Genomic DNA, 23,193 nt, shown 5'->3' on the forward strand with positions numbered 1-23,193 from the left:
ACAATAATTTGGCTACTTTGTTAAACATGGGGCCTTCGCCCCATATCAGAACTTCAGAAACAGTGGAAAGCGTGATGTATGACGTGATCATCGCGTTGCTTCCGGCGCTTTTCGTGGCCGTATACATATTCGGCATACGCGCCCTAGTCCTCGTCGTCATCTCCGTGCTCGCCTGTATGGGAACGGAATATGTCTGCGCGAGAATCATGGGCCAGAAACCGACGATCCTGGATGGCAGCGCCATCATTACCGGCATCCTGCTCGCTTACGTCCTGCCGGTTACGATTTCCATCCCGACGGTGATCGCCGGGGCCATCGTCGCCATAGGCCTGGGCAAAATGGCCTTCGGCGGACTCGGCAGCAACTTCTTCAATCCGGCTTTGATCGGCAGAGCCTTTATCCAGGCGTCCTGGGCTTCGGCCATTACCAACTTCAGCGGCATAAGCCGCGCCGCGGGCACATTCCGCTACGACGTGATGATGGCTGACGGTATGGCGGGCCCCACGGTCCTGACCGCGATGAAATCGGGACAGTCTCTCGGCGCCGCCATCATCAAAAACGGCAATCCTTATCTTCAGGCCTTCCTCGGGAAAATGGGCGGCTGTCTCGGCGAAGTTTCCGTTCTCGCGATTTTGGCGGGCGGACTTTACCTGATCTGGCGCAAACAAATTGACTGGAAAGTGCCCGTGATCACCATCGGAACCGTATTTGTCCTGACGTGGATCATGGGGGCCAATCCCCTGCTGCATATCCTCTCGGGCGGGCTTTTCCTGGGCGCGTTCTTTATGGCGACGGACATGGTCACCAGACCCGTGACGAGCCTCGGCAGGATCATTTACGCCGTTATGCTGGGCGGGCTCATCGCCTTGATCCGGATCAAGGGCGGCTATCCCGAAGGCACATGCTACGCGATCCTCATCATGAACGGCATTTCGCCGCTGATCGAAAAATATACCGGTCCCAAAAAATTCGGGGAGGTGAAGGCAAGTGGAAAATAAATTCGTACGCTACGGGGTAGTGCTTCTGGTCATCGCCGCCGCCTGTGCGGGTTCCCTTGCGGTGGTCAACAGATTTACGCGGGAGGTCATTAAGCAAAACGACCTGATCGTGCAGAATGAGGCGCGCCAGAAAGCCATGCTGACGGCGACGGCCTTCAAGCCCGATGAGACGAAGAAAGTCAGTGACGCCGACGGCGAACTGGAATTTATCCCCGCCTTTGAAGGAGATAAGCAAATCGGTTACGTGACGACCGTGACGTCCAAGGGCTATAACGGCGATATCGTCTTTATGCTGGGCGTCGGTATGGACGGCAAAGTCACGGGACTTTCCGTCGTATCCAATTCCGAAACGCCGGGTCTCGGCGCGAGGGTATCGGAAGGCCCCTGGCAGGATCACTGGAAAGGGGTGGACGCTTCCTATACGTTCAAAAAGACGACGGACGCCTTCGCGGGGGCTACAATTTCCCCCACCGCCGTATATAACGGGATCATCCGCGCCCTGACACTTTTCAATAAAGAGGTGAAATAATATGGCTGAAATTGACGCTGTAGTCGTAAATAAACCCAGTCCCATCCGGCATCTGCTGAACGGGATCATCGTCGGAAACCCGACCTTTGTGCTGGTCCTGGGGATCTGCCCGACCCTTGCGGTGACAAACGCCGCCATCAACGGATTTTCCATGGGTATGGCCGTAATTTTCGTACTGGCCTTCTCCAATCTGTTTATCTCCATGTTCCGGAAATTCATCCCGGACCAGATCCGGATTCCGGCCTTTATCATGATCATCGCTTCGCTGGTAACGATCGTGGACCTTGTCATGAAGGCCTATTTCCCGCCGCTGTATAAGGCCCTGGGTATCTTTATCCCGCTGATCGTCGTAAATTGTATTATTCTCGCGAGAGCCGAAGGCTTCGCCTACACGAATACCGTCGTGGATTCCATTTGCGACGGGATCGGGACCGGCATCGGCTTTACGCTGGCCGTGACGGTTATGGGCGCCTTCCGGGAATTTCTGGGAAACGGCACCATCTTCGGTCTCGGAGGGGATGTTATCCGGAGTTTCTATAACCCCGCCCTTGTGATGGTTATGGCCCCCGGCGGATTTCTGACGTTCGGACTGGCCCTCGCGATCAAGTCTTGGCTTGAAACGAGGAAAAAGGAGGGAGGAGAATAAACCATGAGCAATATGAGTATATTCGGAATTATTGTGACCGCCATGATCGTGCAGAACATCATCTTCGCCAAATTCATCGGCTGCTGCCCTTTCTTCGGCGTATCCAAAACCCTTGATTCCGCCATCGGCATGTCCCTTGCGGTAATCTTTGTTATCGTCATGTCTTCGGCCCTCACCTGGCTCGGGTATTACTACCTGCTCGTTCCCTTCCACATCGAGTATCTGCGGACCATTCTCTTTATTCTGGTCATCGCCGGTTTCGTGCAGTTCGTGGAAATGGCCATCGCGAAGTTCTCGCCGGGACTCTACAAGGCCCTCGGGATCTTCCTGCCGCTGATCACGACAAACTGCGCGGTATTGGCCGCGACGATCATCAATATCGATGAGAACCTGAGTTTCATCAAGTCCTGCGTCAACGGCTTCGCCATCGCCATGGGCTTCGGGATCGCAATCCTGATCCTTGCGGGGATCCGGGAAAAATTGGAATTTTCGCCTATTCCCAAGCATTTCCAGGGCCTGCCGATTTCGTTTATGTGCGCGACCTGTCTCGCTCTGGCGTTTATGGGATTCAGCGGAATGCAAATCTAATTATTGGAGGGAAGGAATATGAACGAAATATTATCTCCTGTATTCATCCTCGGTGGATCGGGATTATTCATCGGCTTGTTTCTGGCCTACGCCGCGAAGAAATTTGAAGTCCAGAAAGACCCGCGGATCGACCAGATCGTAGGGGTTCTGCCGGGCGCCAACTGCGGAAGCTGCGGTTTCCCCGGCTGCTCGGGCTACGCGGCGGCCATCGTGGAAGAGGGCGCGCCCCTCAATTCCTGTACGCCGGGAGGCGCGGCGGCGGCCGGAAAGATCGGCGAAATCATGGGCGCGACAGTGGATGTCTCGGGCCCCAAAATGACCGCCAGAGTCCTCTGTCAGGGCCATAAGGTGGAGAAAAAATATGCCTTTACGGGCACGATCAATACCTGCGCCGACGTGGCGCAGTACGCGGGCGGCGACAAATCCTGCCGCTTCGCCTGCCTCGGTTACGGAGACTGCGCGGCCGTCTGCCCCGCCGACGCCATCCACGTGATTGACGGCATCGCCCTTGTGGACGAGACAAAGTGTATCTCCTGCGGGCTCTGCGTCAAAGCCTGTCCCAAGGCTGTCATCGCCCTGACCGCCGCCGACAAGAAAGTCACGGTGACCTGCTCGTCCAAGGATCCGGGCGCCGTCGCGAGAAAGGCCTGCCCCACCGCCTGCATCGGCTGCGGCATCTGCGCGAAAATTTGTCCGAAACAGGCCATAACCGTTGAGAACAACCTCGCGAAAATCGATCCGGAAAAGTGTGTGAACTGCGGCATCTGCGTCAACGGGAAACCGGCTGTGGGCGAAAACCCCGCCGTCAAAGGCTGCCCCACGGGCGCGATTGTCAACAATTTCAAACGCCCGGTAAAAGCCGCGGCGGCCCCCGCGCAAAACGCAAGCGCGCCGGTGGTATAAAAATATCTACAACTTGGGGTAAGGCCCGGCCTTACCCCTCTGTCATCCTTACCCAAATTTTGAGCAGAAGCGATTGGAGGAATGTCCTGTGGACAAACTGTATGATTTGGTCATTATCGGATCGGGCCCGGCGGGGATGGCCGCCGCCATCTACGCGGAACGGGCGCTTTTGAAAACTGTCGTATTGGAAAAGACCGGCGTCAGCGGCGGGCAGATCATCAATTCCCTTGAGCTCGACAACTATCCGGGCCTGCCGGGGATTTCGGGCTATGAATGGGGCGTGAACGTCCGGGCCCACGCCGAAAAAACGGGCGCGCGCTTTGTGACTGACGAAGTCACGGAAATCCTTGACCTCGGAGAGCGGAAAGAAGTGGTCGGGAAAAAGGAGCGCTACCTCACGAAAGCGGTCTTTGTGGCGACGGGCGCCAACGCCCGCCTGTTAGGCGTCCCCGGGGAGCGGGAGCTGACCGGAAAAGGCGTCTCCTATTGCGCGACCTGTGACGGCGCTTTTTTCAAAAATCAGACCGTGGCCGTCGTGGGCGGCGGCGATATCGCCCTCGATGACGCCCTCTACCTCGCCCGGATCTGCAAAAAAGTCTGGCTCATTCACCGGCGGGACGCCCTGCGCGGCGTGCGAATTCTTCAGGAAAAAGTTTTCAACACGCCCAATATCGAAATCCTCTGGGACAGCACGGTCTCCCGCGTCAACGGGACCGACGAAGTGACGTCCATTGACATCCGCAACGTAAAAACAGCGGAAACGACCACGCTAAGCGTCCAGGGACTCTTTTTAGCGGTCGGTATGATCCCCAATACCGACGGGATCGCGGGGCTTCCGGCGCTCGACGCCGCGGGCTATATCCAGGCCGGCGAGGACTGCGTGACGGAAATCCCGGGGATTTTCGCGGGGGGAGACGTCCGCGTCAAAAAACTGCGGCAGGTGTCCACGGCCGTGGCCGACGGGGCTAACGCCGTCACTTCGGTCAGCGAATACCTGCTGACCTTGTCATAAAGCGCTCATTTCCATGAAAACACCGGAGAAAAGCCGGATGTTCTTGATTTCATCGACATATCCCGAAAAAATCGTGCAAATTTCACAAAAAATCATGTACTTTTTATGAAATTTATGCTATAATAGAGCATATATCTCATTCGGGGGGAAACGTTTTTGTTATGGAAAGCATTGTCCGGGATCGGGATGGCGCGCTGTGGGAAGGGATTTCCGCAGAGACATCCGAAGCGCTGTTTGGCCGCACGACCGAGACCGCTCTGAAAAGGGGCGGCGGGTTTGCCGTGGCCAAATTTTTCCTTTTTGTCCTCATGCTCTGCGGGACTGGCTTCCTGACGAAATTTTACGCGCTCCACGACGCCGGACGTTTCGTGGAAGGAACCACGATTAACGGCATTGACTGCGGAAATCTGACCTACGCGCAAGTGGACGCGGTCCTGAAACAACAACATGCAGATTATCGTCTGGCGCTCCGCTTCCGGGACGGGAACGAAACGACGCTTGTCGGCGCCGAGTTCGGCTACGCCTATGAGACCGGGGAACTGGCCCGCAGGATCCAGGAAGCCCAGACGCCGAAGCATTACGCCATCGGCCTCTTGAGCAGATATCCGGTCGCGAAATATTTGCGCAAACCGGAAAACCTGAAACGCTATGAAGACTTGACCGCCATGCTCAAGCAGGAGGTCTCGGGGGAGATTGTCTACGACAAAGATCTGCTCCGGGAAAAGCTTGCCGCCCTGGTGGATGAAACGCAGCAAGGCCGGGCGACGGCCCCGCGGGACGCCTATCTTGACTATATCGACGGGGAATTTACCGTCGTAAAAGAAACGGCGGGGAATCTCATTGACCGGGAAAAAGTCCTCGACTATGTCCTCCAAAAAATGGAGCAGGGGGAAACGGCCGTCGATCTGGACGCGCCCGGCATTTATGCCGAAGCCGCCGTCAAAAGCGACGATCCGGAGCTGACGTCCCAAAGGGATACGCTCAACGACCTCGCCCGGGTCAACATCACCTATGAATTGCCCAACGATGAAAAACGGGTCCTCGACGGGACCATCGTCAAAAATTGGCTGAGCCGGGACAATGACGGCAATCTCTATGTATCGGAGCATGAGATCACGGAATACATCAGCGAATATGTCGATGAACTCGCCAAAGAACTCGATACCGTAGGCGTAGACAGGCCCTTTATCTCGACGCTTCAGGGGGAAATCCAGGTCGGCGGCGGGACCTATGGCCGGAAGCTCGACAAAAAGGCCGAAATCAGACAACTCAGAGAGGAAATCCTCGCCAAAGTAAACATTACCCGGGAACCCAATTACCTGATCAAAGAATTTTCCGACGAAAACTCGGGTTTGGGCCGGACCTATATCGAGATCGACCTGACGAACCAGAAGCTCTGGTATTATGTCGACGGGGAGCTCTTCCTCGACACGCCGCTTGTAAGCGGGACGGCCGTCGACAAGAAGCGCAAGACGCCGGGCGGGATCTACACGCTGGTCTACAAGGAAAGAAACCGCGTGCTGCGGGGAGAACGCCGGGAAGACGGCACTTACGAATATGAATCGCCCGTCAGCTACTGGATGCCCTTCAACGGGGGAATCGGCCTGCACGACGCCACCTGGCGCGGCCGCTTCGGCGGCAGGATCTATCTGACCAACGGATCCCACGGCTGTATCAACCTGCCCGCGAAAAAGGCCGAGGCCATTTACGGAATCATCGACAAAAATGTACCGATCGTGGTATTTTATTAAAAAACGGACCCACAGTCACAGGGTCCGCTTTTTTTTGTTGATTTTGAGTGAATTAAATTTTTTTGTTCCTTTACCTTTGCCTTTTTTGTTATCAATCAATAAGATTCGTTTGATACATAGATCTGCTCGTCTCCAATATCTTTGTTTTCATAATATCGCTGCCCGCATACATCTTATACTCGACTCCGCTTGCTACTGCCATCTCACTGGCGGCTGCCGCTTTTGCCTTGACAAGGTCGTCGTCAATCATATTGTCGCCTTTAACCTCGATAAGCTGATAAGAGCCGTCTGTCATCTCGGCAAGGAAGTCCGGATAGTATTGGCGAATTCGCCTTGATTCAGGGTCATAATATTGAATCGACAGATCGCCTTGATTGCTTGTGAACATCCCTGTAAAGTAGACCCGCTTCACTTTCTCTCCATTCGTTACATATTGAAGGAAGCACTCCTTTTCAGGTTTTGAGTCAAAACAGTAAGTATCAGCGTGGAAGCTCCGAGCGACTTCTTCCGGCGTAAATTGAGGATCTGCCTTCGTTACGACCAGTTCAGGCTTGCCGGAGAACTCGTAGTAGCCGCCCTCTTTTGGCTCTTTGAGGAGGATGAGTTCGCGGTCTTCTGACTTGACCTCGCTTTTGACCTCAAACAAGGTATGAAAAATCCGGGGGATAATCACGTCGTCGAGTATTTCATTATACTTGTTAACGGCTTCTAAGACGGCTGTTTCACCGTCTCTGGATTCCCTTATAATTCGAGCCGCGAGGATTGGCGAGATGTTCAGATAGCGGGAAATCTCTCCGGCAAGAGAAAAGGCGCTGTAGCGCATCCGCTCTTTCAGGTGGTCAATATTCGTCTCCTTGATGCTCATGTCGTGGGAGATGGAGTCTTTCTCATACATTATCGAGGCGTACTTTGAAAAATCCGCGCCTTCAATCGCAAAGTCAACCGGGGCATTGTAGCCTTTTTCGACAAGACTGTATTCCCGCCAAATGCGTTTCAGTTTTATCGTTCTTGGCGGCGGAAGAACCATGACCTTGTAACGCCGGGATTTGTCGGCGCTTGATTTCGTCATATCCTTGATGTCCATATTGAAGTTTTTATTCAGTTCGGCATCGAGGATATCGTAGTTCTCTTTTGAGAGAAAGACTGTGGCGGTTAGCTGTTCGGTCGTTATTTTCCGCAAGCAGCGCATAGTCGCTTGGAGGACGAAAATCTTGGACTGCGGGCTGCGGAACATCGCCACGCCGAAAAGCGATCGGCAGTTCCATCCTTCGCGCCCCTTGCCGACAAGGATGAGGATCTGTTTCTGGCTGCCGAGAGTCCCCGGCACATCAAGGTCGTTGAAGTTGCGGATGTCTTCGTTCTTTGTAATCTTCTCATCCCCGACATTGACCAGAATCTTGTCGGTCGGAACGCCGATGTCTGCAAGGATACGTTCCACGAGCGGACGGACTTCCTCGTCGGCTTCTTTTATTGTTGTGGCGAAGATGGCCAGCTTCGGAGGCAATCCCTCGAAAGTCTGCCCACCGTAGGTTTCCCAAAACGTCGTAACAACAGAGCGGAGAAACTCTCTACTCTTTACGTTCTCATAAGCTTTCAGGTCGGCGTCTTTCAGGAAGCCATTCTGAATGGATTCCCGCAAGCCGTAGGCGTAGACTACCTCCGGCAGCAGTTGTTTGTTTACATAGGGCGTGCCTGTGTAGTTGTAGCAAGCGACAATGGACGTGCTTTCCGCAAGCATGTTGATTGTGTCGCGGAGGCTCGTTTTTTGACCATTCGTAGCGCGAATCTGCTTCTCCAAGTCTGCGCCGAAAAGGTGATGCGCTTCATCGACATATACGCCGAGTTGATTAAGGCGGCATAGTTTTTTGAAGCGTTGATTATCCATCAGCGAGGAATCATCCTGCACGTCCTCGTCGTCTTCATCGGCGCCGTAAACGGAAAACAAAAGAGAGCTTTGTTTGAAGAGTTTTTCAGCAGGTTTGTCAGCTTTCCGCTTCTTTTTGACGATAATCTTCTGTGTGTTTGAAATGATGATGTTGAAATCGGAATCGTCTTGTGTAAGATGCGTCGTCCCGCTCTCATCAAGGAAATGAAACTTGATGTTGGCGTCCAGCGCCTTGGCGTATTCATTCGGTACAACAAGCGTTTTATCAAAAGTGATAATCTCACGAAGTGACTGGAGCACGGTCTTGTCGGGCGCAAAGACGAGCGCATTATGGCAGAATCGCTTATCCTTTGGATATTTATTCGCCAAAAGGAACTCATAGAAAATGCAAGTCGCCATTAGGATGGTCTTCCCGAGTCCCATCGTCAGCGCGTAGATATAGTTCGGATACTCCTCTTTGTACTTCTTCATCTGCTTGAAGAGAATATCAGTCTGTTCCGCTACAGCATCGGGCAAATAAACCTGCTTTCCGTCAGCCGTTATTCGAACCGGCAACGCCATCTGTCCGTCTCTGCGAATAGAATAATAAGACGCGTTTGAGAATCGATCCCGCTTATTACGCCAATCATCGAAGATTTGAAACATTTGCGCATTATCTAAAAACTCCTTGATAAAGACATAGAGCTCCAAGGCCTCGAATTGCGGCCGACGCAAAAAAGCGGTTGGATTTTCGTCACAGTCGTTGTAGGCGAGGAACTTCCGGGTCAGGTCGTTATAGCGTGAGCGAATCTTGCGGCGGTTTGCCTTGTAGTACATCAGCAATTGCTCATAGAAAGCGAAATTGTCGGTCGTCTCGAAAGCCATCACCACTTCACCTCCACTTCCAGAGATTCGGAAAGCAAATCCGTGATCTTGACCTTGACTGTCCCCGCTTCCTTCGGAATACCGTAAACGCCGTTCACGATTTCTTTCTTCCCCGGAATGTCCATCACGGACGGTTGCATGACGCCATCATAGTTCCAGTCAATCATGATGGATTCCACAAGCTGTCGCCAATCCTCGACATACTCTTTTTGGAGCGAGAGCTTCTGCATGAGGTTGAGCGGATAGAACGCCCTGATGACTAGGCGGTCGCCCTCAATGGCGATGTCAGCCTCGGCCTCTCGCTTGAGTTGGAGGTCGGCCTTGTCGCGCAAGATGTCCACAATCTGAATATCCAGTTTATATCCGGCCACCTCGCTTTCAGAAAAGGCAATCTGCAAATCCGGTTCATGTCCCATGCAAACGATGGTGATTCTCTCCACCGGCTCGTCCGGGGCCTCGCTTTTTCGCTTTTCGTACAATTTAAACGGCAGATTCGCAATCAGTTCTTCCGAGTCCGCTTTCGTGGCGATGCGATTGACAGGCATGATCTTAACCATCCGTCCATCCAGTTCTCCATCCCAGATTTCCGTTTGCGGGAAAGGTTGAATGCCTAGAGCTTCTATCAGTAGATCACGGGCTTCTATCGGATTACGGAAGAATTCATAATTATTGACATTGTAGACTTCGAATCCGGTATAGAGCGCGGAATCGTCTGATTCATCGGTTTCTGCATCGTCAGTTCTGAATTTGTCAGGATCTTCTGCAACCATAAAACCTCTCGAAGGCGGAACTTCATATATGTCCGCTCCTTTCTTGCGGCTTTCAGTGAGTGTTGGCAGCGTAGCATCTACCACAACAGATGTAAGTTCAGCGGCAAGGGAAATAAGCCGCTTCGTCGTGGTTTGGATAGCGCCGAGGTTGATGTCCGCGCCGATAAACCTGCGCCCCAGCTTCATAGCGACAGCTTGCGTCGTGCCGCTGCCCATAAAGCAGTCAAACACAAGGTCGCCGGGGTTAGATGATGCTTTAATTATTCGTTCAATCAATGCTTCCGGTTTTTGGGTGGGATAATCTACTGACTCTGCATAAGTCTTATTCACAATAGGAAAATTCCAATAATCAGGACAAAGTTTTCCATTTTGCTTCATATACGTTTTTGTTACCCTGCCATCAGCCAATGTGTTCTCTTTATATCTCCCATTTTCATCTTCTTTATTAAACCTCTTGAGTGTTGTTTCTGCGAAAGGTACAAACGCTCCGTTAAATATATAGCTATTCGTTTTCTTGTAAAAAAATATCACATCGTGTTTTCTGCCGAAACACTTTGAACTGTCCGTACCGCCAGTATAACACCAAATAATTTCATTGAGAAAATTGTCAATACCAAACACTTCATCACAAATACATCGTAAATATCCACTTTTGTGCCAATCACAATGCAAATAAATACTCCCTTTGTCCGACAGTAACTCGCGCATAAGGATAAACCGTTCGTACATGAACTGGAGATACTCATCATTTGTCCAGATATCACCATACTGCTTTTCTTCAAATGCGTTTACATCACTCATCGCCTTAACGCCACGAAGCGTAATAGTTTTTTTATACTCCGCCTTGGAGTCGAACGGCGGGTCGATATAGATAAGGTCTACCTTACCGCGAAACTCCTTCATGAGGTGGCTCATCACTTGGAGGTTGTCGCCCCAGAAGATTTTGTTAATCCACCCGTCCTGCTCCTCGCCGTAGCGTTCGCGGAGCTGCGCGGGAAAATACTGCGTAGAGCGGTAGGGGCGCTTGCCTGTCCACCGCAGTTCGGGGAAGCCCTTAATCGTTGGGCGCTCCGGGAATTCAAAGGTCATTTGCTCATTCATAAATTTATCCTCTCCTCGAACAAAATTATTTACTGGTTTCCACAGTAGAAGCGGAAGTCGCAGGCGCCGCAGGTCTTCGCGGAGGAAGCCTTCTGTGTATACTCTTTCCGCAGTATCTTATGAACCGTATCGTCAAACGCGGCAATAGTGGCGTCGATTGCCGTCTTTTGATACGGATAGATAATCGTCGGCATTCCGCCCTCTTCGCCCGTGTAGTAGAGGTTCATCCTGCTCACCTTCTGCCCTGTCCGTTCCTCCACAAGGTGGGCGTAGACTTGAAGCTGGCGGCGGTAGTGTTCGAGCCGCTCGGCGTCCTTGAAGATGTCGGGCTTCTTCTCTGACTTGAAGTCCACGAGTTCGACCGTGTCGCCCTCGCCCTTTATGAGGTCAATCTTACCTTCGATGATGTAGTCGGGCTTCACGAGTGAAACATCGACCTCCGCTTGCTGGATAAGACCCCACGACCCCGCCTGCCGCTCGGCATAGCGCAGAACCTGCTTCAAGGCGGCATTACGCTGCGGTTCAGCGAGGTAAGTCCGCTCGCTCTTCGTCAGCGAGGTATAATTTGAGTCAAACCACCCGATAATGTTGTCCGACTGGATGAGGTGTTCCTCGTGCCGGAGCGCGGCACGGTGGATGTCCTCAATCGTTTGGTGTACGAGCATACCAAATAACATAGCATTCACACGGACTGGTGCAAATTCCAGCTCCTTGTAGAACTTGTACTGGAGCGAACAGGTCTCGTAAACGGTGATGTGCGACGTGAACGAGAACGTGTCTTTGAGGTTCACATCCTTCACGTCCTTGAAGTCAAACTCGACAAGGTCGAGAGCGTCTGCGTCGGGCAGTTCCTCGTAGACCTCTCGGAAGTACATCGACGGGGTGCGCTTATCCTCGTTGCAAGTCAGAACAAGCAAGTCCTGCGCCCGCGAGAACGCTGTATAATAGAGTCTCCAAAAATCAAAATATTTCGTTTGGTCATACGGCTCAAACGCAGGACGCTTGTAGTATTTATCTTCCACGACCTCGATGAGGTCTTTATATGCCTTGCGCGGGATATTGCCGAGGGAGTCCACGAAGACAATCGGGAACTCCATCCCCTTCGATTGGTGAATCGTCAGGAACGAAACACAGCCACTCGGCGCGTATTCGGCGTCGTCTTCATACTCGGAGATGCCGCCGTCAAAGAGCAACCGCAGATAGAGGTTGAAGAACCGTTCCGTGTTGGTATCTATCCACTTGGCGTTAAAGATATCAACGCGGTGCAAATACTCGAACTTATTCACGACTTGCGTGAAGAGCGCTATGTTTCGTGCAGGCCGCATATCTATCAAGCCGCCTCGCATATCCGTCCCGAGAATAGTGGCAAATGGAGCAAACTCAAACATCTGGTAAATCAGTCCGGAGTACGCATAATCCGTATTCTCTTTCAATCTGGCATGAAGCTTTCCGCGACGGCGTATCCAGTTTCTGAAGTCTGCGGCTTCGGCCGTTTCGAGATAAGTGTTTGCCGCAATTACACAACCACGGTAGTATTCATAGTGCTCGGGTTGGAGAAACTTGAACGTCTCATCTTCAAGCCCCATCACATATTTCGGGAACACCAACATGAGGCAACCAATCATCAATCGAATCTCCTCGCGTTGGAAGAACATATCCGAGCGCGGCGAATAGACGTTGACCCCATTCTCTTCCAAGTATTGGGCGAGTTTCGCGACCCGCTTGTGCTTTACGGAGTTGAAGAGAAACGCTATCTGGTTATAGTCGACCAGTTTCCCTGAACCCATCAGGTCGTGTATGAAGCCGAGAATCTTCTCGCACCACTCGTCCATGTCTTCGCAGCTCGCCAATTTTACGACCGCCGGACTTTTCAGGGTTGACTTGGCGTGAGGCTCAATGGTCTTATCGTAACGGAACTTGTTCCATCTGAACCGAAAACGTGCGCCGTCCGTCGTCGCCATCCACCCGTTGTAGAAATCAATGATGTCACTGTTTGAACGGTAGTTCACCACGAGCGGGATAATCTTGCACTCGCCCTCGGCAAACTTCGCCGGAAACTCAAGGATATTACGGATAGTCGCGCCACGGAATCGGTAGAGACCTTGGTCGTCGTCTCCCACGACACAGATGTTCTTATGATTGCCTCCAAGCAGGAAAACAATCTGCTCTTGGATATAGTTCGTATCTTGGTACTCGTCTATCATGATGTACCGAATCTTGTTCTGGATTTCGGCGAGGATGGACGGGTTGTTCTTCAGAAGCCAGTATGCCTCCGTCTGAATGGCGGAGAAATCCATCAGATTATTTTCCGATAGAACTTTCTGATAGATTTCAAGCACACTCCCCAGTGCTGCAATTTGAGGATTCGGATCGGCTTTTAAGTCAGTTGGATCGACCAACTCCTCCGTGAGGTTGTTTACGAATTCACAGATATCTCCCGCTTGCCGCCAAGCGCCGCTATTCGTAAGGATAGAGTCGATATCAGGGATGTTACGAAATTTATGGATATTCTGGAAGACTGTGTAAGACTGGTCAAATTGATCGAGCATCCGATAGTTCTTCCTCAGACGTGTATATTCAAGGTGCTCTTTAATAATCCGCAGACAAAGCGAATGAAACGTGCCGATATACATCTCGTTGATATTGGCGACGATGCCACGGACGGAGAGTTCGTTCGTGATTCGGGTCACGAGTTCCTTGGCGGCTTTCTCGGTAAAGGTTGCCATAAGGATTTGCTCCGGCTTGACTCCGCGCTCCTGAATCAGATAGATGGCGCGTTGCACAAGGGTATAGGTCTTCCCTGTGCCGGGTCCGGCGGTTATAAGAACGGGTCCGTCTGCAGACTCGATTGCGATCCGCTGCCCCTCATTGGCGTTGCCGAAGTTGAACATATGATTGACTCCTTTGTTGGCGATTTGCATTCTAGAAGGATTCTTCTTTTGTCAATTATGGGAAATAATGTTCATCACCATATTGATACGATTATACCATGTTTAAGCCGTTTTGTAAATATTCGCAGGCTTAAAAAACGTATTTTTTTAATGCGCTAAATTTTCAATTTATCCTTGATTCAGGCCATTTTTGGAACAACTTCAACTCAACATTATTTCCCATAATTATCAATCGTCTGCATCCCGCTAACAATGGGGATTTTTATTTGTATAGCCAGATTTACAGGCCACAAATTGTCCACAGTAGAATCCCGCAAAAGCCGCTTTTTATAGCGCTTTGCCTTGGCGCCGAAAATTATGTTGAAATAAAGGCCACAGACAGCCCGCGGGATTTGTTTTCCGGCAATAGAACCTGATATTTGGCGGGTGCGACATCTCCATTCGGGAGGTAAGTGCGGAAAAAGGCCGTGAAAACAAAAATCTGCGCCGATTTCGCGCAGATTTTTTTGAAGAAAAGAAAAATTCCTTGGTGTCTCCCCTTCGCAAGGGGCGATGTCGGGCTCGCCCGACAGAGAGGTCAAAGGCAGGCGAGACGAGCAGTCGTCAAATATAGTGACCCACAGTCACAGGGTCCGCTTTTTTTGTTGATTTTGAGTGAATTAAATTTTTTTGTTCCTTTACCTTTGCCGATATGATATAATTGTACCATAAATCCTGTGTGGAGAGACAGAAAATGGCCGAATATCCCGTTTTTACCTTAATGCATAAGAACATCCCGACAGTCGATCTGGAAATTGATTCCAACGGCTTTATTTATCATATTCTCAAAATCCATGACGAAAAGCATCTCCCTCCCGGTATTTCCACTGCCAAAAATACCCCTGACCGCGATTCTTTGAACGAATGGCTGCGCAGTCGCTCCATTCCCGCGAGCAGAATGGGCATACAGGAAGTTCTGGAAAAACTGTCGGTCAAAACGCCGGAACAATTGATCACAAAATGTTTCGGATTGAGTCTCTCCGACCAATACTGGCTCTCTCCGAAAGGATCCGGCTTGAAATGGGAAAACATCAATTTTTTTACGAATCCCTTTTCGACAGATGTGGGGAATATCCTGTTCGGACAGGATCCCCGCGGGGATCGGCAGATTGATTTGCTTTCGCCGGACAACACGTCGGACGGCTGGCTGCAAAAAAAATGGATTATTCAGGAAGGCAGGCGCTGCCTGATCAAGGGCGGGAGCGCCTATTTCAAGCAGGAACCCTATAACGAGGTGATCGCCGGTGAAATCATGAAGCGCCTCGGCATCCCCCACGTCGAATACCGGCTGATTCAAGATCAAGGCGTTCCATTTTGCGTCTGCGATAATTTCGTCACTGCGGAAACGGAATTGATTCCAGCCGCCCGGGTTAAAGATCTCTTCAAACGAAACAACAGCGATTCGCGCTTAACGCATTTCCTGAAATGCTGCGATATTTTGGGCATTCCGGATGTGGCGTCGTCCCTTGATCAAATGCTGGCGCTGGATTTTCTCATTTCAAATGAAGACCGCCATTTCCACAATTTCGGATTCCTCCGAAAGGCCGAAACCCTCGAATGGATAGGCATGGCGCCGATCTATGACAGCGGAACGTCCCTCTGGCTGAACGCCGAACGGGTCGGGCAATCCGTACAATGTAAGCCTTTCAGAAAAACCCATGATGAGCAAATCGCTCTTGTCAAGGATTTCAGCCGGTTTGATCCCGAACGGCTCTCCGATATTGAAGAAGTGATCTTGTCGACGTTCTCCTCTTCGAGGACGATTCCGGCGGAACGCCAAAAGGATATTGTCGCCGCCGTCAAGGTTCGGATTTTGCGCTTGGAGAAGATGGCGGGACGGTGAGATACCGCGTAATCCCGTCGATCACATCCACATCCCCGAATCCGCCGGCCTTGGTGACGATAACCGGCGAAAGGGCCGGATCTCGGCCTGTGGTTTTGGCGATCACGACGCCCGGGGCGATTTCTTCCAGCGGGAAGATCCCGTCGCAGCCCAATTTTTCGATGATCCCGATCAGCGTATCGCCGCCAAAGACAACTAAATTTTTGATTTTTGAACTCTTGAGGATCTCTTTTACCAGAAGACCGACCCGGTCCGCGATCCGCAGGCCCAGCTGTTTCGATTCGATCCCCTTTTCCCGGGCGTAGGTCTCCGTTTTTGCCAATTCCCCGTAATCTCTCAGCGTCCGCACAAGCATCTTTCCCTTTTTGCCGACTTCCGCGGCAATTTTTTTCGCAAGAGCGGTAAATTCAGGCGTTTCCGGGAAATCCGGATCGAGGATCTCCCGGGATTTCAGCGTGTAGCTCGAAAATCCATGATCCTCCGCGTAGTTTGCCTGATCGACGGAAATCTGGTTTACGCTGCCGCAGAGAAACAGAAAGCGCCGATCCTCCAAGACGAGGGCTTTTTCTTTTTCAGTAGCAGGCGGAATCCATTCCGAAAGCACTTCGGCAAACCCCGCGCAACCTGCCGTATGGCGCAATTTCCCCCGCTCTCCCAAACATTTTCCGATTTCCGCCAGATCGGCGTCGGTTTCCCCGTCGCAAACGCGGATTGTCCCCGACTCATGAGGCGGCAAATCCTGTCCGGGATCCTCTCCTTTTTCGCAAAGAACTACCGCGCAGGGGCTCTGGGCCGCCAGGATTTTTATGACCTCACTTTCGCGCACGGGATTGAGGGGATCCCTGGCGAAGACCGTCTCCGCCAGGGGGACGCCGTTGACGTAATGGATGCCTTTTACGGTAGTTCTGCCGCTCTTGGGCAGAGCCGGTACAAAGATCACTTCAGCCGTCCCAAGCCCTTCAAGAAAGCCCGTCACCTCTGCGCCAACATTGCCGCGCAGGGTGGAGTCGGTCTTTTTGTAAAAAAAGCAGCCGGGTATATTCCGGAAACGCGCGGTCAGGGCGCGGACTTTCTCCCGGGCCGCCTCAGGCCTGTCGTGGCGGCTTTCCGTATCGACAACGAGAACCCCGGTCCCCGCCGGGACCGACTCCGGGCCGATGCTTTGATCGGCCGTCACCAGCGTCGGGACGCCCTTTTTTGAAAATTGGACCCCCGTATCGAGGGCCCCGGTAAAATCATCGGCGATAATGAGGAGCTTCAGCATGTCAATCCATTCCTTTTGCCGCATTTTCCCCTACTCTTTTTTTGCCGCTCCACCGCAAGCCGGATCGCGTAATCCACAGCGCTTTTCAGGCTTAACGCGTTGGCGGTTCCCTTCCCCGCCTGATCGAAGGCCGTTCCGTGATCGACCGATACGCGAATGATGGGTAGCCCCAACGTGATATTGACCCCCTGCACCGCTTCCCATTGCGCTTTTTCCTTGTTGTAGACAAACCCGACCAGTTTCAAGGGGATGTGCCCCTGATCGTGGTACATGGCAACCACGATGTCGTACCATCCGCCTCTGGCCTTGGAAAATACCGAATCAGGCGGGATCGGACCTTCGGCATTGATCCCTTCCGCTTTCGCGAGGGCAATGGCGGGGATGATCTCCGTCAGTTCTTCCGTTCCGAACAATCCGTTTTCTCCGCTGTGGGGGTTGAGACCGGCGACACCGATCTTTGGCGTCTGGATTCCGAGATCCCGGCAGGCGGCGTCCGCCAGTCGAATGACTTCGAGGACGCGGTCTTTTTTGACCCTGTCGCAGGCTTCCCGCAAAGATACGTGGGTGCTGATGTGTATGACTCGCAGATTTTCACAGGCAAGCATCATCGCGTATTTTTTTGTTCCGGTGAGCTCGGCGTAAATTTCCGTGTGCCCCGCGTAATGATGGCCTGCCAGATTCATGGCTTCTTTGTTCAGCGCGTTTGTTACGGTGGCGTCCACTTCCCCCGACAGGGCAAGCTCGATTGCGCGTTTTACATATTGGAATGCGGCGTTTCCCGCTATCGGAGACACTTTTCCGGGAATGAGTTTCTCCCCGTCCACCAGGCGCAAATCCAAAATATCCACTGTTCCGTATTGGAAAAGCGCTTCCGAAACCTGCGCGATCGGATGAATGATCAACAGCCTCTCCCGCAGAATTTCCCCGGTTTTTTCCAAAACGGAGGCGTCTCCGATCAAAAGCGGCCGACACCGTCCGTACAGGCTTTTTTCCCCGAAGACTTTCAGGGATATTTCCGGTCCTATGCTTGCCGGATCTCCCATCGTAATTCCGACGATTGGCTGATACACGTTACCTCCCTGAATGCTGTCATGTGATCACCTTCGTTTCCATGATTTTTCTCTCATCACAATCCTACCTTTTTTTTCGGAGAATTTCAAGCAAAATTTTTCCCATAAAAAAACTGTTATAGAATGAGGGCTGTCATCCTATAACAGTTTTGGCTTGCTTTCTTATTTCTTGTTAACGAGAACGCCCAGGTCCTTTCCGGCGGTGAATTTCACAGCCTTTTTGGCGGGAACTTTCATCTCTTTCCCGGTCTGGGGATTCCGGCAGGTCCTCGCGGCCCGTTCCACTACTTTGAATTTACCGAAGCCGAGAAAAGAAACTTCATCGCCTTTGGCCAGCGCCTTTTCTACTGTTGCTACGAAAGCAACCGCTTTTCTTTCCGCTTCCGCTTTTGTTGAAAAATCTCCTTCGGCAAAATAAAGATCAACAAACTCTTTCTTCGTCATGATTGATTTCCTCCTTAAAATAAAAGTTTCGTCAAGATATGGATGGTTGTCCGTCTTCCGGCGGCAGAGCACAAATTATTTCCGGTACCAGCGCGTAACCATACAACATTAAACATCTTTCATTATTATACCATATTTTACGATCTTTTCAAGCCCCCAACGCCAATTTTTTGCGTTTTTTTTCACTTTCTCAAAAAAGAGACTTTTGATTCGATTCGCTCAAGTTGCCAATACACCCCAATTTCCGGAGTTTGTCGAGGATCGTGCCCGACAGCTGCGTCCTTTTTCTGAGGTCCTCGTAGGATAAAAATTCTTCCTTGCAGCGCTCCTCGACGATCTTTGTGGCGGCCGATTCGCCGAGACCGTTCAGAGCGATCAGGGGGAATCTGATTTTTCCTTCCTCAGGCACGAATTTTTTCGCGTCGGACTTGAAGAGGTCTATGGGGAGGAAGGAGAAGCCGCGGGCGTTCATTTCCACAATGACTTCGCAAACCGTGAGCGTGGCCTTTTTCTTGGCGTCAAGGTTGCTTTCCCTGCGCAGGGCCTTGATTTGCTCTTTGACGGCCCCCACGTCCCGCATCAGCTCATAGTTGAAATCTTCGGCCTTTCTTGAGAAATACGCCGCGTAAAAGGCCAGGGGATAATGGACCTTGAAATAGGCGATCCGCATGGCCATCATGACGTAGGCCACCGCGTGCCCCTTGGGAAACATGTACTTGATCTTGCGGCAGGATTCGATATACCAGTCGGGGACGTTTTTGGCGCGCATTTCCGCCGAATGTTTCTCCCATTTGGCCGGATCTTTGGAAGGCTTTCCCTTCCGGACGAATTCCATGATGTCAAAGGCCTGTTGCTTCGATATGCCGCAGTCGATCAGGTAGTTCATGATGTCGTCCCGGACCGTGATGATCTCTGAAAGGGTGGCGGTCCCGTTCTTGACGAGCTCCTGGGCGTTGTTGAGCCAGACGTCCGTCCCGTGGGACAGACCCGCGATCCGGACCAGTTCCGTAAAGGTCCGGGGCTTTGTGTCCTTGAGGATCTTGATGACGAAATCCGTGCCGAATTCCGGTATCCCGTAAGTCCCGATATCGGATCCGATGTCGTCGCCTTTGACCCCCAAGGGTTCCGTACCCCGGAAAATCTTCAGGGTCTCGGGATCCGTCAGCGGGATCTCATAGACGTCGACGCCCGTGTATTCCTGCAGGAGCTTGATCGTCGTGGGATCATCGTGACCGAGGATGTCAAGCTTGACGAGCTGGTCCTCCATTTCGTGGTAGTCAAAATGGGTCGTGACGGAATCGCTGGTCTGGTCGTTGGCCGGTTTTTGGACCGGGCAGAACTCGTAGATGCTCACGTCGTTGGGCAGCACGATCATGCCGCCGGGATGCTGGCCCGTGGTCTTTTTCGCCCCTTCGATGAGCTTCGCGAGCCGTTCGATATGGGCGCGCTCGATGGGGATGTTGTTTTCCTCATAATATTTTTTGATGTAGCCGTAGGCGTTTTTCGCGGCCAGGGTGGAGATGGTTCCCGCCTTGAACACGTTTTCCCGTCCGAAGAGCGTCTCGCAGTAGCGGTGGATCTCGCTCTGGTATTCGCCCGAGAAATTGAGGTCGATATCGGGGGTCTTTTCGCCGTCAAAGCCCATGAAGACTTCGAAAGGAATCGTAAATCCGTCTCTCCGGAGCGGTTTTCCGCATTTGGGGCAGATCTTCTCGGGCATATCGACGCCGCAGCCCGCTTTATCGGTAAATTCCGAATATTTGCAGTCGGGATTGTCGCAGATGTAGTGGGGGTACAGGGCGTTTACCTCGGTAATGCCCATCATATAGGCCACGAGACTCGAGCCCACGGATCCCCGGGAACCGACCAGATAGCCGTTGTCAAGGGATTTTTTCACTAGTTTCTGGGCCGAGAGATAGAGCACGGCGAAGTCATTATTGATGATGGCGTCGAGCTCTTTTTTGAGCCGTTCGGAAACGACCTCGGGCAGAGGATCCCCGTAAATCCGGTGCGCCTTTTCATAGGTCATCTCTTTGATGATTTTTTCGGCGTTTTCGATTTTCGGCGGGAAAAAATCCTCGGGAATCGGGCGCACGTCCTCGATTAAACCGGCGATCCGGTTTGTGTTGGCGACGACGATCTCCCGGGCGGTTTCCTCGCCGAGCCAGGAAAATTCGGCAAGCAACTCGTCGGTCGTCCGGAACCAGAATTTGTTGTCCGTCATATAGGATTCGGGCTTGTAGGCCGTCCCGCCGCCGTAGACGAGAACGCTTCTGAGGATGGCGTCGGACTCGTTGAGATAGTGAACGTCGGAGGAAGCGGTCACCGGAATTTCGTGCTCTCTGGCGAGGCGGTAAAACCAGCGGTCCATGTCCATGACGTCCGTGAGATCTTTCATGACGCCGCTTCCGCTGTCGTCGACCAGTTCTGCGTAGGCTCCCATGGGGAGAAATTCGATGTAATCATAGAAGCTGACGCTTTCGGCGGCCTTTTCAAAGTCATAGTGCAGATAATGGGCGGTCAGTTCTCCGTAATTGAGATTGTGAGCCGTCAGCGCCGAACCCACGAGGAGGCCCTCCCGTTTTTCCTGCAAAAGGGTTTTGGGGATTTTGGGCTTTCTGTTGCCGTAATAGTCCGTGTGGGCCAGCGAAATCAGCTCATAGAGGTTCCGGAGGCCGGTTTTATTTTTGACAAGCAGGACGCAGTTGTAGCATTCGGCGTTCTTGATGTTCTTCGGAAAGGCCCCGTCGAAGTCCAGGAGATTTTTTACGCCCTTTTCCCGGTATTTTTCCAGGAAGATCGTGAACATCAGCGACGTGGCCTGGGCGTCGTCCACGGCCCTGTGGTGATTTTCCAGCGAAAGGCCCAGGAGCTTGTTGAGGGGACCCAGTCCGTAGGATTTGAGGCCCGGATAGATGGCCTTGGCTAACGTCAACGTATCCATGACCGAGGGCCGGAAATCGATCCCGAGGATCTTTTTGGCGTCCCGGGTAATAAAGCCCATGTCAAAGGGCGCGTTGTGGGCGACCATGGTGGCGTCCCCGGCAAATTCCAGAAAGGCCGGCAGCACTTCGTCGATCGCGGGTTCATTGGCGACCATTTGATCCGTTATGCCCGTGAGTTCCTGGATCTTTGGCGGAATGGGGCGTCCCGGGTTTACAAAGCGGGAAAAGCGATCGACAATCCGGGTACCTTTGAGCTTTACGGCGCCGATTTCGATAATGGGGTTTTCGTGCTCATTGAGCCCGCAGGTCTCCAGGTCGAAGACGACGAAGGTTTCTTCTTCAAAGTCGATGTCTTTGGGATTCCGGATGATGTTTTCCCCGTCGTTGACAAGCGAAATCTCGCAGCCCAGAATGAGCTTGAAGTCTTTTCCCTTTTCCTTCGCCGCTTTATATGCCCGGGGAAAGGCGTGAACGACTGCGTAATCGGTAATGGCAATGGCTTTATGCCCGTATTCGGCCGCTCGTTGGATCAATTCCCCCGCGTCGCAAACACCTACCATTTCGCTCATTTTTGTGTGGGTGTGCAGCTCCACCATTTTTTCCGGCGCTGTATCGGTCTTCTTTTCTTCGCCCAACGTGAGGGGATTGATGGAGGAAGCCCAAAATTCAGGCTCCTTGTCGGGGCTATTGTCGTTGATTTTTTTCGTTCCGCTGAGTTTCACGTATTTCATGGCGGCAAAATCCGTATCCAGATTGGGGGACAGCCAGAATTTGGCCATCATGGAATTTTTTTCGTCGGTAATGCCGATGGTGGCGATCATGCGCCCGGTTCGCGTTTCCCGGGTCTCATAGTGGAAGACCTTCCCCTGGACGACAATGCCTTCGTCGCCTGGATCGAGGGCGTAATATTCGTCGATGGGGATCACGGAACCCTTGATCTCCGCCTGGAGCCGTTTTCCCTTTCCGCCGTCGTTGGTTTTCCAAAAGGGGGCGCTTTTTCCCTGAGCGGGAGCGGCGCCGAAGGATACGCTTTTTTCCTTTTTCTTCGGCATATCGCCGATATTGACGATATTGCTTTTTTCCGCTTCCTCCTCCAGCTCCTTGAGCTTGGCGTCGGAAAGATCCACGATTTCGCTGACTTCCTTGGAAAAATCCCCCAAGTCAAGGCAGACCTCGATCTCCGGGACGCCAAAATTTCTGATGATCTCTTCCAGCTTCGACTGGATGCGCATCTCCTTCAGCGTCTTGATCGCGAGCTCGTTGTTCAGCTGCAAATGCACGGTAAATTTTTCCCCGGACTGCTCCGTGGAAATCCGGTAGAAATATAAAAAAGTCCTCGAGGTCGCGTTTTTGTTCTTGAGCCGTTTGATGGCCCTTTCAACGATATCCTTGATGTCCCCGGGCGTAAAATTCCCTTCCCGGTACCGGATCTTGAAATCGATTTCGAGGTCTTGCCATTTTTTCCGGACCTTGTCGTAGATCAGCTCCACTTCGTTTAAAAATTTGGGCGAGACGACGTCGCAGACGAGATCCATCCGTTTGTTTTTTTCATAAAAAATGATTTTATCCACATAGACATTCCGGATCCCCATCTGGCTGAACAGGTTCTCCTGCGGAATGATTACTCTCTGAAATTCGCTCATGTTTCCT

Annotated in this window: 15 protein-coding genes; 8 read left to right on the forward strand and 7 right to left on the reverse strand. The window is 52.1% G+C overall.

The annotated features are described in order from the left end of the window. Window positions 1-8: 8 nt before the first annotated feature. The 7 genes from LBQ97_01825 to LBQ97_01855 all read left to right on the forward strand — a co-directional run bounded on the left by LBQ97_01825 (window position 9) and on the right by LBQ97_01855 (window position 6,427). Window positions 9-998 (forward strand): RnfABCDGE type electron transport complex subunit D, encoded by a 990-nt coding sequence (locus tag LBQ97_01825; protein ID MDR1831456.1) that lies wholly within the window; start codon window positions 9-11, stop codon window positions 996-998. After that, a complete protein-coding gene (locus LBQ97_01830; protein ID MDR1831457.1) occupies window positions 988-1,527 on the forward strand; it encodes an RnfABCDGE type electron transport complex subunit G in 540 nt (179 codons plus the stop codon). Before LBQ97_01825 ends, LBQ97_01830 begins: the two co-directional genes overlap by 11 nt. A gap of 1 nt (window position 1,528) precedes the next feature. Beyond that, entirely contained in the window at window positions 1,529-2,173 is a 645-nt protein-coding gene (locus LBQ97_01835) for an electron transport complex subunit E (protein MDR1831458.1), read from the forward strand. Between the two features lie 3 nt (window positions 2,174-2,176). Beyond that, a complete protein-coding gene (locus LBQ97_01840; GenBank protein ID MDR1831459.1) occupies window positions 2,177-2,761 on the forward strand; it encodes an RnfABCDGE type electron transport complex subunit A in 585 nt (194 codons plus the stop codon). Window positions 2,762-2,779: 18 nt separating this feature from the next. Then, the gene (locus LBQ97_01845) at window positions 2,780-3,664 is read left to right on the forward strand and encodes an RnfABCDGE type electron transport complex subunit B (GenBank protein MDR1831460.1); all 885 of its coding nucleotides are present in this window, start codon (window positions 2,780-2,782) and stop codon (window positions 3,662-3,664) included. An 88-nt stretch (window positions 3,665-3,752) separates the two neighbouring features. Further along, on the forward strand, window positions 3,753-4,676 hold the full coding sequence (trxB, locus tag LBQ97_01850) for a thioredoxin-disulfide reductase (GenBank protein MDR1831461.1): 924 nt from the start codon (window positions 3,753-3,755) through the stop codon (window positions 4,674-4,676). 161 nt (window positions 4,677-4,837) lie between these two features. Beyond that, window positions 4,838-6,427, forward strand: a complete 1,590-nt coding sequence (locus LBQ97_01855) for a L,D-transpeptidase/peptidoglycan binding protein (GenBank protein MDR1831462.1) — start codon at window positions 4,838-4,840, stop codon at window positions 6,425-6,427. Window positions 6,428-6,518: 91 nt separating this feature from the next. On the opposite strand, the gene LBQ97_01860 is transcribed toward LBQ97_01855, so the two are convergent. From LBQ97_01860 to LBQ97_01870, 3 genes are read right to left on the reverse strand one after another with little or no spacing between them, the layout of a single operon-like run. Then, window positions 6,519-9,176 (reverse strand): DEAD/DEAH box helicase family protein, encoded by a 2,658-nt coding sequence (locus LBQ97_01860; protein ID MDR1831463.1) that lies wholly within the window; start codon window positions 9,174-9,176, stop codon window positions 6,519-6,521. Continuing rightward, a complete protein-coding gene (locus LBQ97_01865; protein ID MDR1831464.1) occupies window positions 9,176-11,047 on the reverse strand; it encodes a site-specific DNA-methyltransferase in 1,872 nt (623 codons plus the stop codon). The genes LBQ97_01860 and LBQ97_01865 overlap by 1 nt, the downstream gene beginning before the upstream one ends. Window positions 11,048-11,076: 29 nt before the next feature. After that, the gene (locus LBQ97_01870) at window positions 11,077-13,968 is read right to left on the reverse strand and encodes an ATP-dependent helicase (protein MDR1831465.1); all 2,892 of its coding nucleotides are present in this window, start codon (window positions 13,966-13,968) and stop codon (window positions 11,077-11,079) included. Between the two features lie 730 nt (window positions 13,969-14,698). Here LBQ97_01870 and LBQ97_01875 point away from each other — a divergent pair. Then, a complete protein-coding gene (locus tag LBQ97_01875; protein ID MDR1831466.1) occupies window positions 14,699-15,820 on the forward strand; it encodes a HipA domain-containing protein in 1,122 nt (373 codons plus the stop codon). On the opposite strand, the gene LBQ97_01880 is transcribed toward LBQ97_01875, so the two are convergent. The 4 genes from LBQ97_01880 to LBQ97_01895 form a co-directional block, all read right to left on the reverse strand. Continuing rightward, window positions 15,777-17,108, reverse strand: coding sequence for a four-carbon acid sugar kinase family protein (locus LBQ97_01880; protein MDR1831467.1), 1,332 nt, complete (start codon window positions 17,106-17,108; stop codon window positions 15,777-15,779). The two genes, LBQ97_01875 and LBQ97_01880, sit on opposite strands and share 44 nt — an antisense overlap. Then, window positions 17,078-18,154, reverse strand: coding sequence for a 4-hydroxythreonine-4-phosphate dehydrogenase PdxA (gene pdxA / locus LBQ97_01885; protein ID MDR1831468.1), 1,077 nt, complete (start codon window positions 18,152-18,154; stop codon window positions 17,078-17,080). Before pdxA ends, LBQ97_01880 begins: the two co-directional genes overlap by 31 nt. Before the next feature lie 162 nt (window positions 18,155-18,316). Continuing rightward, window positions 18,317-18,598, reverse strand: a complete 282-nt coding sequence (locus LBQ97_01890; protein MDR1831469.1) for an HU family DNA-binding protein — start codon at window positions 18,596-18,598, stop codon at window positions 18,317-18,319. 190 nt (window positions 18,599-18,788) lie between these two features. Further along, window positions 18,789-23,186: a PolC-type DNA polymerase III gene (locus LBQ97_01895; protein ID MDR1831470.1), complete on the reverse strand. Its 4,398-nt coding sequence runs from the start codon at window positions 23,184-23,186 to the stop codon at window positions 18,789-18,791. Window positions 23,187-23,193 lie beyond the last annotated feature (7 nt).

This window comes from Fusobacteriaceae bacterium (assembly GCA_031272775.1).
GTDB lineage: Bacteria > Fusobacteriota > Fusobacteriia > Fusobacteriales > Fusobacteriaceae > JAISST01.